The sequence below is a fragment of the Tamaricihabitans halophyticus genome, from assembly GCF_004340875.1.
Classification (GTDB): Bacteria; Actinomycetota; Actinomycetes; order Mycobacteriales; family Pseudonocardiaceae; genus Tamaricihabitans; species Tamaricihabitans halophyticus.
The window spans coordinates 83,531-97,379 of record NZ_SLXQ01000003.1 but is presented as its reverse complement, the minus strand read 5'-3'; the positions used below and the strand labels follow the sequence as shown (position 1 = coordinate 97,379).

Annotated in this window: 13 protein-coding genes; 4 read left to right on the top strand and 9 right to left on the bottom strand. The window is 65.9% G+C overall.

Annotated features, from left to right (window positions below; all coding sequences use genetic code 11):
* The first annotated feature begins 1 nt into the window (after position 1).
* On the top strand, positions 2 to 1,507 hold the full coding sequence (locus tag EV191_RS10785) for a serine/threonine-protein kinase (protein WP_132876841.1): 1,506 nt from the start codon (positions 2 to 4) through the stop codon (positions 1,505 to 1,507).
* 76 nt (positions 1,508 to 1,583) lie between these two features.
* Positions 1,584 to 3,527, top strand: coding sequence for a Stk1 family PASTA domain-containing Ser/Thr kinase (gene pknB / locus EV191_RS10780; protein WP_132876840.1), 1,944 nt, complete (start codon positions 1,584 to 1,586; stop codon positions 3,525 to 3,527).
* Positions 3,528 to 3,551: 24 nt separating this feature from the next.
* Here the strand turns inward: pknB and EV191_RS10775 are convergent, their stop codons facing one another.
* Together EV191_RS10775 and EV191_RS10770 are read right to left on the bottom strand one after the other, a co-directional pair.
* Positions 3,552 to 4,487: an oxidoreductase gene (locus EV191_RS10775; RefSeq protein ID WP_132876839.1), complete on the bottom strand. Its 936-nt coding sequence runs from the start codon at positions 4,485 to 4,487 to the stop codon at positions 3,552 to 3,554.
* A gap of 34 nt (positions 4,488 to 4,521) precedes the next feature.
* The gene (locus EV191_RS10770) at positions 4,522 to 5,157 is read right to left on the bottom strand and encodes an aminodeoxychorismate/anthranilate synthase component II (protein ID WP_132876838.1); all 636 of its coding nucleotides are present in this window, start codon (positions 5,155 to 5,157) and stop codon (positions 4,522 to 4,524) included.
* A 114-nt stretch (positions 5,158 to 5,271) separates the two neighbouring features.
* Between EV191_RS10770 and EV191_RS10765 the strand changes: the two genes are divergently transcribed.
* Together EV191_RS10765 and lpdA are read left to right on the top strand one after the other, a co-directional pair.
* Positions 5,272 to 6,594 (top strand): FAD-dependent oxidoreductase, encoded by a 1,323-nt coding sequence (locus EV191_RS10765; RefSeq protein WP_132877129.1) that lies wholly within the window; start codon positions 5,272 to 5,274, stop codon positions 6,592 to 6,594.
* 119 nt (positions 6,595 to 6,713) lie between these two features.
* Positions 6,714 to 8,099: a dihydrolipoyl dehydrogenase gene (gene lpdA / locus EV191_RS10760; protein WP_132876837.1), complete on the top strand. Its 1,386-nt coding sequence runs from the start codon at positions 6,714 to 6,716 to the stop codon at positions 8,097 to 8,099.
* Positions 8,100 to 8,166: 67 nt separating this feature from the next.
* Here lpdA and EV191_RS10755 read toward each other — a convergent pair whose 3' ends face one another.
* The 7 genes from EV191_RS10755 to EV191_RS30070 form a co-directional block, all read right to left on the bottom strand.
* Positions 8,167 to 8,622 (bottom strand): carboxymuconolactone decarboxylase family protein, encoded by a 456-nt coding sequence (locus EV191_RS10755; protein WP_132876836.1) that lies wholly within the window; start codon positions 8,620 to 8,622, stop codon positions 8,167 to 8,169.
* A 75-nt stretch (positions 8,623 to 8,697) separates the two neighbouring features.
* The gene (locus EV191_RS10750; RefSeq protein WP_341539604.1) at positions 8,698 to 9,168 is read right to left on the bottom strand and encodes an RrF2 family transcriptional regulator; all 471 of its coding nucleotides are present in this window, start codon (positions 9,166 to 9,168) and stop codon (positions 8,698 to 8,700) included.
* A gap of 67 nt (positions 9,169 to 9,235) precedes the next feature.
* Complete coding sequence (locus EV191_RS10745; RefSeq protein ID WP_132876834.1) at positions 9,236 to 10,033, bottom strand: FadR/GntR family transcriptional regulator; 798 nt, start codon at positions 10,031 to 10,033, stop codon at positions 9,236 to 9,238.
* Positions 10,034 to 10,077: 44 nt separating this feature from the next.
* Complete coding sequence (locus EV191_RS10740; protein WP_132876833.1) at positions 10,078 to 11,268, bottom strand: M24 family metallopeptidase; 1,191 nt, start codon at positions 11,266 to 11,268, stop codon at positions 10,078 to 10,080.
* 18 nt (positions 11,269 to 11,286) lie between these two features.
* On the bottom strand, positions 11,287 to 12,207 hold the full coding sequence (locus EV191_RS10735) for a M20/M25/M40 family metallo-hydrolase (protein WP_132876832.1): 921 nt from the start codon (positions 12,205 to 12,207) through the stop codon (positions 11,287 to 11,289).
* 151 nt (positions 12,208 to 12,358) lie between these two features.
* On the bottom strand, positions 12,359 to 13,483 hold the full coding sequence (locus tag EV191_RS10730; protein ID WP_132876831.1) for a 3-deoxy-7-phosphoheptulonate synthase: 1,125 nt from the start codon (positions 13,481 to 13,483) through the stop codon (positions 12,359 to 12,361).
* A 194-nt stretch (positions 13,484 to 13,677) separates the two neighbouring features.
* The gene (locus tag EV191_RS30070; RefSeq protein WP_165912909.1) at positions 13,678 to 13,833 is read right to left on the bottom strand and encodes a hypothetical protein; all 156 of its coding nucleotides are present in this window, start codon (positions 13,831 to 13,833) and stop codon (positions 13,678 to 13,680) included.
* Positions 13,834 to 13,849 lie beyond the last annotated feature (16 nt).

The window sequence follows — 13,849 nt, the reverse complement described above, 5'->3', positions numbered from 1 at the left end:
CGTGCTGACCTCTGGCCAGTTGATCGCCGAGCGCTACCGTCTGGCCCGCCGGATCGCGGTTGGCGGTATGGGCGAGGTGTGGGAGGCCGCGGACACTCGGCTGGATCGCCGGGTGGCGGTCAAGGTGCTCAAGGCGGAGCTTTCCGGCGACGCGGAGTTCCTACACCGGTTCCGCACCGAAGCGCGGACGACCGCGGCGCTGAACCATCCGGGAATCGCGGCGGTGCATGACTACGGCGAAACGGCCGCCGTCCCGGACGGCCCGCAGGACACCGCGTACCTGGTGATGGAACTGGTGGAGGGCGAGCCGCTGGCCGGCATACTGGCCACCGAGCACCGGATCAGCGCCGAGCGCACTATGGACGTCCTCGAGCAGGCCGGCAAGGCTTTGCAGGCCGCCCACGAGCGCGGACTAGTGCACCGGGACGTCAAACCGGGCAACATCATGGTCACCGCCGCGGGGGTAGTGAAGCTCACCGACTTCGGCATCGCCAAGGCGGCGGACGCCGCGCCGGTGACCCGGTCCGGCATGGTGATGGGTACCGCGCACTACATCGCCCCCGAGCAGGCCCTCGGGCAGGAGGCGGAGCCGGCGAGCGATGTGTACTCGCTCGCGGTCTGCGGCTATGAATGCCTTGCCGGGCAGCGACCGTTCCGCTCGGAGAACGCGGTGACGGTGGCGATGATGCACATCAGGGACACCCCGCCGCCGCTGCCACCAGATGTGCCACCCGCGGTACGCGCGGTTATCGAGGCAACGCTGGTCAAGGATCCCCGGCAGCGGTACTCGACCGGTGGCGAGTTCGCCACCGCGGTCGCCACCGTGCGCGCCGGTTATCCGCTGCCGGCACCAGCCGCGCTCGCCGGGCAGCTGGCCGGCCAGCACGCGCCGAATGGCTACCCACCGACCCAGGCTGGCCCGGTGGCCCCAGCTGGCCCGGTGGCTCCAGTCGGCCCGGTGGCCCCAGTCAACGCGGTGCCGCACGGCACGCCGCCGCATACCTCCGCGCTACCGATGTCCGGGCCGATGCCGCAGCAGCAACCGCGCGCCAACCGCAAACCTGGCTGGTGGATACTGCTCGCGGTCGTGGTGGTGGCCCTGCTCGCGATCGGTATCGTCGCGCTTATCGCCCTAACCCGTCCGGATATTCGGACACCGCCCACGCAACCGGTCGACGAGCAACACCAGACCCAGTCTGCGGAGGAACCGGCCGACCAGCGGGGCCCCGGCGGAACCGACGTGGGTGAAAACACCGGCGAATTGCCGACAGAATCCGACGGGACAACCGTCACGACCATAGAGCCGTCTCAATATCGAGGCATGCCCGCGGACCAAGTAGAGGATCTGCTCGAGGACGTGGGGCTTGACCCGGAAGTGCGCACCGAACAAGGCGACGAGCCGGAGGAAGAGGGCGAATGCGTGGTCACCGACGTGCAACCGGCTGGCGCGCTGCCCGAAGACACGCCGGTCACGATCGAATGCCAGCAGAAGGGCGCCGGATGGTGACCCTAGTCACGAGACCTGCCGGGCATGATGGGCTGGATTGCCATGGCCCAAGCGAGCCGAATGGAATAGACCCCCGATGAGTTCACCGAGATTGCTCTCGAACCGCTACGAACTGGCCGAGACCATCGGCTACGGCGGTATGTCCGAGGTCTACCACGGCCGAGATGTCCGGCTCGGCCGCGAGGTAGCGGTGAAGGTGCTGCGCGCGGATCTCGCCCGCGACCCGCAGTTTCAGGAGCGATTCCGGCGCGAAGCGCAGAACGCTGCCGCGCTGAACCATCCGGCGATCGTCGCGGTGTTCGACACCGGCGAAACGCAGACCGAGAACGGGCCGCTGCCGTACATCGTGATGGAGTACGTGGACGGCCGCACGCTGCGCGACATCGTGAAGACCGAGGGGCCACTTTCCGCCACGCGGGCAATGGAAGTCATGGCGGATACCTGTGCCGCGCTGGACTTCAGCCACCGGCACGGGATCGTGCACAGGGACGTCAAACCGGCGAACGTGATGATCAGCCGGACCGGCGCGGTCAAGGTGATGGACTTCGGCATCGCCAGGGCGCTGCACGATGGCCAGGCTTCGGTGACCCAGACGGCCGCGGTGATCGGCACCGCGCAGTACCTTTCGCCGGAGCAGGCGCGCGGCGAGAAAGTGGACGCCCGTTCGGATGTGTACGCGGCCGGCTGTGTGCTGTTCGAGCTGCTTACCGGCGAGCCGCCGTTCACCGGCGATTCGCCCGTCGCGGTGGCGTACCAGCATGTCCGGGAGGACCCGAAGCCGCCGTCGGCGGTGAATCCGGATGTTCCGCCGGAGCTGGACGCGATCGTGCTGAAGGCACTGACCAAGGGCGCGGCGAACCGCTACCAGTCGTCGGCGGAGATGCGCGCGGACATCGTGCGTGCCCTTTCCGGTCAACCGGTGCACGCGCCGATGGTGATGACCGACGAGGACCGCACCCAGGTGATCGGTTCGGCCGATCCGGGTGACTACGACGAGTACGACGACTACGACGAGGACGATCCGGAGCGTAAGAAGCGCCGCAAGGGCTGGCTGGTCATGCTCCTTGCGCTGCTCGGGGTTGCGCTGCTTGGCGTGATCCTGTGGTGGAGCGGGTTGTTCGCGCAGCAGCAGGACGACAATCTGGCCAAGGTGCCGGACGTACAGAACCAGACCGTGCAGGCCGCACGAGAAACGTTGAAACAGTCCGGTTTCCAGAAGTCGACGATCGAGCAGGTGCCGTGTCAGCCGGACGAGAACGGCGAGCGGCCGTGTACCGAGGATCAGATCGACAAGGTGCTCAGCACCCGGCCAGAGGCAGGCACCGAGGCGAACAAGGCCGACGAGGTGCTGATGCGGGTGGGCACCGCGCCGGAACAGACCCAGGTGCCGGATCTGTCCGGGCAGAGCGAGGATGAGGCAAAGGCGACCCTCCAAGAAGCTGGACTGCGGGCGAATCCGGATACCGAAGAGGAGGAGACCGCCGACGGTAACCTGATCGGCAAGGTGGTCCGGACGGATCCGCAGATCGGCGCGAGCCTGGACAAGGGCAGCACGGTGACCTTGGTGCTCGGCAAGGAACAAGAGCTGATCGATGTGCCGAACGTCGAGGGCAGCACCCGGCAGGAAGCCGAGGCGGTGTTGTCCGACGCCGGTTTCCAGACCGAGGTGTCCGAGGTTGACTCGGCGGAGGACAAGGGCATCGTAGTGCGCCAGCAACCGAACGGCGCGCAGGAGAAGCCGGGCGCGACGATCAAGCTCGAGGTGTCCAACGCCAAACTGAAGACGATCTCGATGCCCGCGCTGGAGGGGATGACCCCGCAGCAGGCGGAAGGCAAGCTTCGCTCGGCTGGCTGGAACGGCACGCTGGACGTGCAGGAACGGGAAGAGCCGTTCCCCGATGATCCAGACAAGATCATCAGCCAGCAGCCGAGTGCGGGCAGCGATATCCAGAAGAACCAGACGGTTCGGGTCACCGTGTCCAAACAGATGACCGGAATACCGTCCCGCCCGAACAACTGACAGCGCTAACCTTAAAGAACGCGGTTACAGCGTGTAGCGCACTCCGGTGAGCTGTTCGCTGACCTCCCAGAGTCGCGCGGCGGCGGTACGATCCCGTGCGGCGCGACTGCAGCCGACCACGCGCGGGTAGCCGCGCGTGCCGAACAACCCGCCGGGGCCGAGGTAGCTGCCGCCGGCCAGGTCTTCCTTGGTTGCCCCGTACAGACTGGGCAGCGCGCCATGCGCGGCATCCTGCGCGAACACCTGGTTGGCCAGCCGCATCACCTGCTCGTTCAGCGCGCTGCCGGACATCTGCGGGCCAGTGGTCTGCAGGTTGGTCGAGGCGTACCCGGGATGTGCCGCGAAGCTACGCTGCGGTGCGCCCGCGTCCTCGAATTTGCGCTGTAGTTCGAAGGCAAACAGCAGGTTGGCGAGTTTCGATTGGCCGTACGCCAGCCATTTCTGGTAGCGGCGCGCGCCGTGTAGATCACCGAAGTTGATCCGGCCGATCTGGTGCAGCGTGCTGGATACGGTGACCACCCGCGCCGGCGTTTCCGCCGCCCGCAGCGGACCAAGCAGCCGGCCGGTGAGCGCGAAATGCCCGAGATGGTTGGTGCCGAACTGCATCTCGAAACCGTCCGCGGTGAGCCGGCGCGGCAGCGCCATCACCCCGGCATTGTTGATCAGCAGGTCCAGCCGCTCGTACTCGGCGGCGTAGCCCTCAGCGAAATCCTGTACCGAGGCGAGGTCCGCGAGATCGAGCGCGCGCACCGCCAGTTTCGCGTTCGGTATCTGCTTGGTGATCAGTTCGGCGGCCTGCTCGCCCTTCTGCGTGTCCCGGCAGGCAAGCACCACCGTGGCGCCGGCCCTGGCCAGCTCGCGTGCGGTGACCAGACCGAGACCGGAGTTCGCGCCGGTAACCACGGCGTACCGGCCGGTCTGATCGGGGATATCCGCGGCCGTCCATTCCCGCTGTGCCATCCGCTGTCCCTTCGTTCGGCGGGACCGCCGGGCGCTACGCCTGACGCGTCAACGCGCGCATCCCGTCTTCTAGCTCGGTAACGAGTTCATCCGCGACGGGGTAACCACAGGCCGCCAGCCAGTTCGCCAGCATCCGGTGGCCACCTTCGGTGAGCACCGACTCCGGGTGGAACTGCACACCTTCCATTGGCAGTTCCCTGTGCCGCATGGCCATCACGATGCCGGATGCGGTACGCGCGGTGACCTCGAACTCGTCGGGGATCGTCTCCGGCAGCACGGTCAGCGAGTGGTACCTGGTCGCGGTGAACGGCTGCGGCAGCCCAGCAAGCACGCCTACCGAGGAGTGCTGCACCTCACTCGTCTTCCCGTGCAGGAGTTCGGGCGCACGATCCACGGTCGCGCCCCATACCGCCCCGATTGCCTGGTGCCCAAGGCAAACACCGAGCATAGGTATCCGCTCGGCGGCGCAGCGGCGAACCGCGTCCATGGTCAACCCGGCGCGTTCCGGCGTGCCAGGGCCCGGTGAGACCAGCACGCCGTCCACGGCGGACAGCTCGTCCAGGGAAACCTCGTCATTGCGCCGCACGGTGCATTCGGCGCCGAGCTGCGCAAGGTACTGGACGAGGTTGTAGACGAAGCTGTCGTAGTTGTCGATCACCAGCACTCGCATGCCGACCAGCCTACGGGGCTCGCTTCCACAGCGTAAATTAGGCTAGCCTTACCTAAGAGTCGCGTTGATAGAAAGGGACTGAAACGCATGGCGCATCCGTTGCGAGTGGCGATCATCGGGGCCGGGCCTGCCGGCATTTACACTGCGGACAACCTGGTGAAATCGCGGCCGGACGCCCAGGTGGACCTGTTCGAACGGCTACCAGCGCCATTCGGGTTGGTCCGCTACGGAGTCGCGCCGGACCATCCGCGGATCAAGGGGATCGTGCAGGCGCTCGAGCAGATCATGGCGCGCGGGCAGCTGCGCCTGTTCGGCAACGTGGCCTACGGCACGGATATCAAACTGGACGAGCTGCGCGCGTACTACGACGCGGTCGTACTGTCGACCGGCGCGGACCAGGATCGCGCACTGGACATCCCGGGTATCGAGTTACCTGGCAGCTTCGGCGCGGCGGACTTCGTGTCCTGGTACGACGGGCACCCGGATGTGCCGCGCACCTGGCCATTGGATGCCACCCAGGTCGCCGTGCTCGGCGCCGGCAATGTCGCACTGGATGTCGCCAGGATGCTCGCGAAAACGGCGGATGAGTTGAGCAGCACGGAGATCCCGCCGAACGTCTACCGCGGCCTGGCGAGTAGCGCGGTCACCGATGTGCACGTGTTCGGACGACGTGGACCGGCGCAGGCCAAGTTCACCCCGCTGGAACTGCGCGAGCTGGACCACTCACCGAACGTCGAAGTGGTGGTCGACCCGGCGGATATCGAGTTCGACGCCGGCAGCCTCGCCGAGATTCGCGCGCACCGGCAGACCGAACTCGTGGTGAAAACCTTGCAGGAGTGGGCAATTCGCGAACCGGGCGATCGACCGTACAAGCTGCATCTGCACTTCTTGCAGGCTCCGGTTGCGGTGCTCGGCACGGACCGGGTGAGTGGACTGCGCACCGAACGCACCGAACTCACCGGCGACGGGACCGTCCGGGGCACCGGCGAGTTGCGGGATTGGCCGGTTGGCCAGGTGTATCGCGCGGTTGGCTATCTCAGTTCGCATGCCGCGGACCTACCTTTCGATCATCGCACCGGCACGATTCCGAACCAGGCTGGGCGAATCCTCGATCTCGACGGGGAACAGATCCCTGGGATGTACACCACGGGTTGGATCAAACGCGGTCCGGTCGGTTTGATCGGCCACACCAAGGGTGATGCTCTTGAAACGGTACAGAGCCTGCTCGCGGACGAGCCGCTGCTGGCAAGGGCGCCGAACAGAGACCCGGCGGCAATCGAGGAATTCCTTTCGCAACGCGGTATTTCCTATACGGACTGGCCAGGTTGGCGCAGAATTAATGCACACGAGATGGCACTTGGTGAGCGGACGAACCGGGAACGGGTTAAGGTGGTTGACCGCGCGGAGCTGCTCACCGTCGCGCGCGAGTCGTGTTAGCGCGCACCATATAGCCACCCTGAATAGCGGTGGGCCCCGGTGTTTTGTCGGGGCCCGGGGCTCACCGCAACCTACTTGCCTGGTGCCGGGTGGTCGGTTCCTCGGGATAGTGTGCGGGTATGAGCACACACTTTGATGTCGTCGTCCTCGGCGCGGGCCCCGGCGGATACGTGGCTGCGATCCGCTCAGCTCAGCTCGGGTTCAACACCGCGATCATCGAGGAGCGCTACTGGGGCGGGGTTTGCCTGAATGTTGGCTGTATCCCGTCGAAGGCGCTGCTGCGCAACGCCGAACTCGCACATCTGTTCACCCATCAGGCAAGTACGTTCGGGATATCCGTGCAGGGTTCGGTCGACTTCGACTACGGCGTGGCGCATAAGCGCAGCAGGGATGTCGCGGACGGGCGCGTCAAGGGTGTGCACTTCCTGATGAAGAAGAACAAGATCACCGAATTCGACGGGCGGGGCACGTTCACCGGGCCAAACAGCATTGAGGTGAACGGCCAGACCGTTACGTTCGACAACTGCATCATCGCCGCGGGCGCAACCACGAAGCTGCTGCCGGGAACGCAACTTTCCGAGCGGGTGGTGACTTACGAGGAGCAGATCCTCGATGCCGAACTGCCGAACAGCGTCATTATCGCCGGCGCGGGCGCGATCGGCGTGGAGTTCGCGTACGTGCTCAAGAACTACGGCGTGGACGTGACGATCGTCGAGTTCCTTGACCGGATGGTGCCGACCGAGGACGCCGAGGTGTCGAAGGAGCTTGCGAAGCAGTACAAGCGCCTGGGTGTGAAGGTACTCACTTCGACTCGCGTTGAGTCCATTACGGACACTGGGACCGATGTTGCGGTGACGGTGTCGGCGAACGGCGAGCAGCAGACACTACGGGCGGACAAGGTGTTACAGGCCATCGGTTTCCAGCCGAGGGTGGACGGCTACGGGCTGGCGAACACCGGGGTAGCGGTTACCGACCGCGGTGCGATCGATGTGGACACTCGGGGGCGGACGAATGTGCCGCATATCTTCGCGATCGGGGATGTCACGGCGAAGTTGATGCTGGCGCATGCGGCGGAGTCGATGGGCATCATCGCGGCGGAGACGATCGCCGGGGCGGAGACCATGGAGCTGGACTTCCCGATGATCCCGCGCGCGACGTACTGCCAGCCGCAGATCGCGAGCTTTGGCTGGACCGAGGAGCAGGCGCGGGAGCGCGGCTTCGATGTGCAGGTGGCGAAGTTCCCGTTCATGGCGAACGGGAAGGCCCATGGGCTGGGCGATTCCACTGGCTTCGTGAAGGTGCTCAGCGATGGTAAGCACGGTGAGCTGCTTGGCGCGCATATGATCGGGCCGGATGTCACCGAGCTGCTACCGGAGTTGACGCTGGCGCAGCAGTGGGATCTGACCGTGCACGAGGTTTCCCGCAATGTGCACGCGCATCCGACGCTCAGCGAAGCGGTCAAGGAGGCCGTACACGGCCTGGCCGGTCACATGATCAACTTCTAGTCTGGCGACACCCTCGGTGACCGCAATCTTTAGGGAGCTTGCGGCCACTGGGGGTAGCCAGCCGGGATCAGCGCCGGTAGGCGCCGGCCACCTGCCGGATCGTGACGTTGATCCGGTTCCACGCGTTGATCATGGCGATCGCGTAGACCAGCGCGGCAAGCTGGTCCTCGGGGAAGTGCTTGGCCGCGTCCTGCCAGACGTCGTCCGGCACGCCCTCCGGCCGCTCGCTCAGCCGAGTCGCCGCCTCGGTGAGCGCGAGCGCGGCCCGTTCCGCATCGGTGAAATATGGCGCCTCCCGCCACGCGGCGACCGACCAGAGCCGCTCGTCGGTCTCGCCCTGCTGCTTCGCGTCGTAGGCGTGCATATCCACACAGAGCCCGCAGCCGTTGATCTGGCTCGCGCGGAGCTTGATCAGCTCGAGCGTCGTCGTGGGCAGTTCACTGTCCGCAACGGCCTTGCCGAGTCCGAGCATGCCCTGGTAGCCGGCAGGGTATGCCTTGATGACGTTCATCCGCGGTTCCATATTTTCTCCTTATTCTCACTCTTGAATATCCAGAATTAAGCGTCGACAAGTCCGCCGATCAGCACCGAGGGCGTGCTAAGCCGCGAACCAGCCGCGAATGTCCTGACCGATAGTGGGGGTGTGGCGTTCCACGTCGGCCTGGATGTCGGCCAGTGAGCGAGCGGCCAGCTCGGCACGCCAAGCAAGGTCGGCTTTGCGCATGGTGCGTGCGACCGCGCAGCCCTTCCGGTAATCCACCGTCGGATCGCCTCTCGGCGACCGCGCGACGATCTGCGTGCAGCGAAAGGCCTCCTCGGTGCCTTCGATCGCCGCGACGATATCCATCGGCGTGATCTCGTCCGGGGCCCGCGCCAGCCGGAAGCCACCGCGCGGCCCGGACACCGAGCGCACGATGCCTGCCCGGACCAGCGCCTGCAGCTGCTTGTTCAGGTAGGCGGCCGGCAACTCGAAGAACGCGGCGAGCCTGGCCGCGGGTACCGCTTGGTCGGCGCCCACCCAGGCCAGATTCAGGCAGGTGTGCATGGCCCACTCCACACCTTCACTCATCCGCATATCCCGGACCTTACATATCCAGAATGTCCAGCACAAGCATCGCTAACCTTAAAGAACGCGGTTACGGGGAGTGGTCGTCTCGGTAGGTGAAGATGTGGCTCGCCAGCTCCTGGTACGCGGGGAGTTTCCGAACATCGCGGAACAGCAGGTTCTGGAACTCGGTATCCGCGTGCCGCGCGGACTGCTGGAAGTGGTTGCGTACCGCATCCCGCGCCGCCGAATCCGAGCCGGTCTCCAACGCGTCCACGATCGCCGCATGGCAATCCACATCCCAGGCTTCCGCGACGGCCGGATCAACCGGGATGGAACTGACCACGATGATCTCCTGCAACGGCTGGAGCATCAACTCGAGTGCCGGCAGGCGCAAAGCGCGCATGATCGACAGGTGAAACTCCAAATGCGACGCGTAGGCGGCCTGCCGCTCGCCGGCGAGCACCTGGGCACGAAACCGATCGACGACCGCCCGCAGCCGCGCCCAGTCCGCCGCGGTGCCACGACACGCGGCCTCGGCGGCAAGCGCCTGCTCGAGCCCGCGCCGCGCTTCCAAGATGTCGCCCATGGTCATCTCGGACCACTGCAACCGCAAGGTCAGCGCATGCGTAAGGTGCGCGCCGCTTGGCTCAGCGACCACGATCCCGTGCCGCCGCTTGACATGTACCAACCCCATTGACTCGAGCGTGCGCAGCGCATCCCGCACGACACTGCGGGAAACCCCGAACTGCTCGCAAAGCTCCACTTCGGTCGGCAGTCGCTGACCTGGCTGGTACGTGCCGTCCACGATCTCGCCTTCCAGCAAGGAAACCACCTGATCGCTCAGCTTCAGGTTCGGGTCCCGCCGGAAATCTGGAGTATCGATCACGCCGGCGAGTATAGGCCCCCGGCTCGGCCGACGCGGTTCGCCAACTACTTCACCAGCAACTCGCGCGGCAGCGCGGAAAGCCCTTCCGGTGCGCCATCGCGCACCACGAAGGTTTCACTGAGCGAGTAGCCGATCAGGTCGAGCCAGACGGCAAGCATCAGGTGGATCGTCATATTCGGCCGGAGCACGCTGTGATCATCCGGCGCCAGGCTCACCGTGCGCTCCACCCAACCGGTGTCCGGGAACGAGATCCCGATCGAGTAGCCGATCCTGCTGTTCTTCGCGTAGCCGTGCGCCGCGATCACCTCGCGCCACACCTGCTCGACCCGCGCGGCGGTATTACCCGCGATCAACACTTCGCTCGCCGCGGCAAGGCCCTCGCGCACGGCCTGCTCGAAGGCACGATAGGCCGGCGGCGGTTCACCCAGAAACACCGTGCGGGACAGCCCAGCCGCGTAGTTGAACCGGTGACCGCCCAGTTCGATCATCGTCGGCTGGCCGGCACGAAACGTCGCGTCCGTCCAGCGCAGATGCGGATTGTTGGTACGTTCGCCGGAAGCCAGGAACAGCGGGAAGGGCGCGGTTCCATAAATTCCGTCCACTCCGGACACCATAGCGGCATGCGTATCGGCGGCGACTTCAGATTCGCGCACCCCTGGCGCGATCCGCTGGAAGGCGGTGCGCATCGCGTGGTCACTGAGCAACGCGGCTTCACGCATCGTCTGGATCTCCCGGTCCGATTTGACCGTGCGGACCCATTCGACCAGGCGATCGAGGTCGACCAGCTTGGCGTTCGGCAACCCCTGCTCGAGCGCATGCATCCCTTTCGGACTGAACGAGGATCCGTCGAACTCCACGCCAATCCGCCCACGTCCCCAGCCGCTGGCGCCGACCAGCTCGGCAACCAACCCCATCGGATGCAGCGTGCCGGTAACGTACTCGTCGCCATAGCCCACGATCTGGTCGGTAGCCAGATGGGTTGTCCAGCGCGCGGCCGGTACATCGATCTGCCGTAGTACCAAGAACTCTGGCGTCGCGCCTACCGGAACCACCAGCGCCTGCGGGACATAGTAGGAATAGGCATCGTAACCGGTGAGGTAGCAGATGTTCTTTGGGTCGGTGATGACAAGTGCGTCCAGTGCCCGCTTCTCCGCGCTATACTGGACCCGGCTGATCCGCTCGGCATACTCGGTAGCGGGGAAGGCCAGCTGTCCGGTATCCACTGTAGTGGTCATCTCATGATCCTTTATGGACTAGAAGGTGCGCGCGAGCTGTTCCCAGAGGCGCGTGGACAGTTCCAGACTGCGTACGTCGATGCGCTCGTTGGCGCCGTGAAACATCCCGGCGAACTCACCAGGGGAGGCGTAGTCGGAGGTCATCGCGAAGCCGTAGGCACGCGCGCCGGCTTGGCGAAAGTACTCCGCGTCGGTAGATCCGACGACCAGGCTGGGCACCAGTTCGGTGCCCGGCACCAGGTCATCGGCAATCCGCCGTACGGAGTCCAGTAGCCGCGTACTCGACGGCGCCGAGGCGGTATACAGTTCGTGTAGCCAGTCCAGCTCGACGACGTCGAGCAGGTCACCGAGCGCGGTGCGCAGTTCGTCAACCACCTCGGCGCGCCCCTGGCCAGGCAACGTCCGTGCGTCCACATCGATCTCGACGAGTTCCGGGATCGAGTTGATCGCGATCCCGCCACGTACTCCGGTCGGCGTCACGGTCAGCTGCTCAGCAGGCACCGGTTCGCCCTGCTGAGTGGCCAGCCGGGTGATCACTTCGGCAGCGGTCACCAGTGCATTGTCCATATTGGAGGGATTGGCGGCATGGCCGGCCGTACCGTGAACCGAGATACGCAGCCAGCTGGTGCCTTTCTCCGCGGTCGCCCAGGACAGTTGGGTGCGGGGCCGGCACTGAGCGGCCAACCACCGCCCTCGGTGAGCACCACGTCGGCGAGGACTTCGTCGCGGTAGTTGTCGAGTAAGTACCGCGCGCCGTATTCGGCCCGCGCCTCCTCGTCCGCGACGGCCGAGGTATGCGCGAGCAGGCAGATCGAGGGCGCCGAGGGATCGGTGCCCCTCGATCCGGGCAACCAGCGAACGCCGGCCAGGCGCGGCGTCGTAGTAGCGCAGCAGCTCGACCACCTCACCACGCACGGCAAGATCGGGATTCAGACTCATCAGGCTCCATACATCATAGGTATGATCTATCAATTTATCGAGGAGCCGTCAGACGGTCAACCGGCTACGCGGCCCGCCCAGTGACCGCAAGATCCGTAGCGGACGCGGTCACCGGACGCGGGCGCTCGCCGGCGTTTTCCGCGGAACGCGGTTACGGGGTGGTGCTGGCCTTCCGTGCGCGCACCGCTTCGGCCAGCTGACGCAACAGCTTCTCGGTCGAGGCCCAGTCCACACAGGCGTCGGTGATGCTCTGCCCCCTGGTGAGCGCCTGCCGCTGGCCGAACACGAGATCCTGCCGGCCCTCGACGAGGAAGCTCTCCAGCATCACCCCAGCGATCGCCCGCTCGCCGGCAGCCACCCGCGCGGCGAGATCGCCGACCACGACCGGCTGCTTGCGGTGATCCTTTCCGCTGTTGCCATGGCTCGCATCGATCAGCACGCCACGCGGGTGGCCGGCCTCGGTCAACCGGCGCGCGGTATCGGCCACGGTGGCCGCGTCGTAGTTCGGCCCGGCCGAGCTGCCGCGCAACACCACATGACAGTCCGGGTTACCGCTGGTGGTGAAGATCGCCGCGAGCCCATCGTCGCCGACCCCGGTGAACACATGGCTCGCCGCGGAAGCGCGTACCGCGTCCACCGCAGCCTGCACATTGCCGTCCGGCGCGTTCTTGATCCCGATCGGCATGGACAGCCCGCTGGACAGCTGCCTGTGCACCTGGCTGTGCGCGGTACGCGCCCCGATCGAACCCCAGCTCACCACGTCATCGATGAACTGTGGGGTAATCGGGTCGAGGAACTCGCAGCCAACCGGCAGGCCGAGCGACACGATGTCCAGCAACAGGCTGCGCGCGGTACGCAGCCCTTCGTTCACCCGGTAGCTGCCGTCCAACCCCGGGTCGTTGATCAGTCCTTTCCAGCCGAGCGTGGTTCGCGGCTTCTCGAAGTACACCCGCATGACGACGCAAACCTCATCCGCCAGCTCGGCGGCAAGCGGGGCAAGCCGGGTGGCGTACTCGAACGCGGCATCCTCGTCGTGCACCGAGCACGGGCCGACCACGGCCAACAGTCGATCGTCTACTCCGGACACGATCTGGGCGGCATCGGTACGACCACGAACGACGGTCGCCGCGGCCGAGGAGTCGATCGGCAGCTCCTCGCGCAACAGCTCCGGCGGCACGAGCGGGCGACGCGAAGCGATCCGGCGATCGCGCAGCGACTGGCTCGCCGAGGTAGCGGGGCTGTCAGCATTGGCGGTTTGACTGGCGGACACGGGCATCCATTTCCGCGAGCCGCACCCGATCCGCATCGCCGAGCCGGCTCGCTTCGTCGATCAGCGAGTAAGCCGAGACTGTGTTCGGCCGGCTCTGGCGGGTTAATGGGTCAGCGCATCGCATCGCCGCCCGGCCGCACCAGGGCCGGCAGCGTAAACCAATAGCGATGCCACATACCGGGCAGTATACCCGGTCCGGACTACTCGGTAGTGACCTGGTTGAACGGCAGCGAAGGCTCGATCGCGGGGAAGATCACGAACATCAGCAGGGCGATCACCCCGGCGATCAACACGATGGCGGTCAGCACGCGCACCGCGAGTGGCCCGGGAAGGTGCCGCCAGATCCATGCGTACATACGTCCGTAACTCCCC

Bases quoted from the DNA above. Each gene is read 5' to 3' on its own strand.
- pknB (WP_132876840.1), top strand. From the start codon at position 1,584: ATGAGTTCACCGAGATTGCTCTCGAACCGCTACGAACTGGCCGAGACC.
- EV191_RS10775 (WP_132876839.1), bottom strand. From the start codon at position 4,487: ATGGCACAGCGGGAATGGACGGCCGCGGATATCCCCGATCAGACCGGC.
- EV191_RS10770 (WP_132876838.1), bottom strand. From the start codon at position 5,157: ATGCGAGTGCTGGTGATCGACAACTACGACAGCTTCGTCTACAACCTC.
- lpdA (WP_132876837.1), top strand. From the start codon at position 6,714: ATGAGCACACACTTTGATGTCGTCGTCCTCGGCGCGGGCCCCGGCGGA.
- EV191_RS10755 (WP_132876836.1), bottom strand. From the start codon at position 8,622: ATGGAACCGCGGATGAACGTCATCAAGGCATACCCTGCCGGCTACCAG.
- EV191_RS10750 (WP_341539604.1), bottom strand. From the start codon at position 9,168: ATGAGTGAAGGTGTGGAGTGGGCCATGCACACCTGCCTGAATCTGGCC.
- EV191_RS10740 (WP_132876833.1), bottom strand. From the start codon at position 11,268: ATGACCACTACAGTGGATACCGGACAGCTGGCCTTCCCCGCTACCGAG.
- EV191_RS10735 (WP_132876832.1), bottom strand. From the start codon at position 12,207: ATGAGTCTGAATCCCGATCTTGCCGTGCGTGGTGAGGTGGTCGAGCTG.
- EV191_RS10730 (WP_132876831.1), bottom strand. From the start codon at position 13,483: ATGCCCGTGTCCGCCAGTCAAACCGCCAATGCTGACAGCCCCGCTACC.
- EV191_RS30070 (WP_165912909.1), bottom strand. From the start codon at position 13,833: ATGTACGCATGGATCTGGCGGCACCTTCCCGGGCCACTCGCGGTGCGC.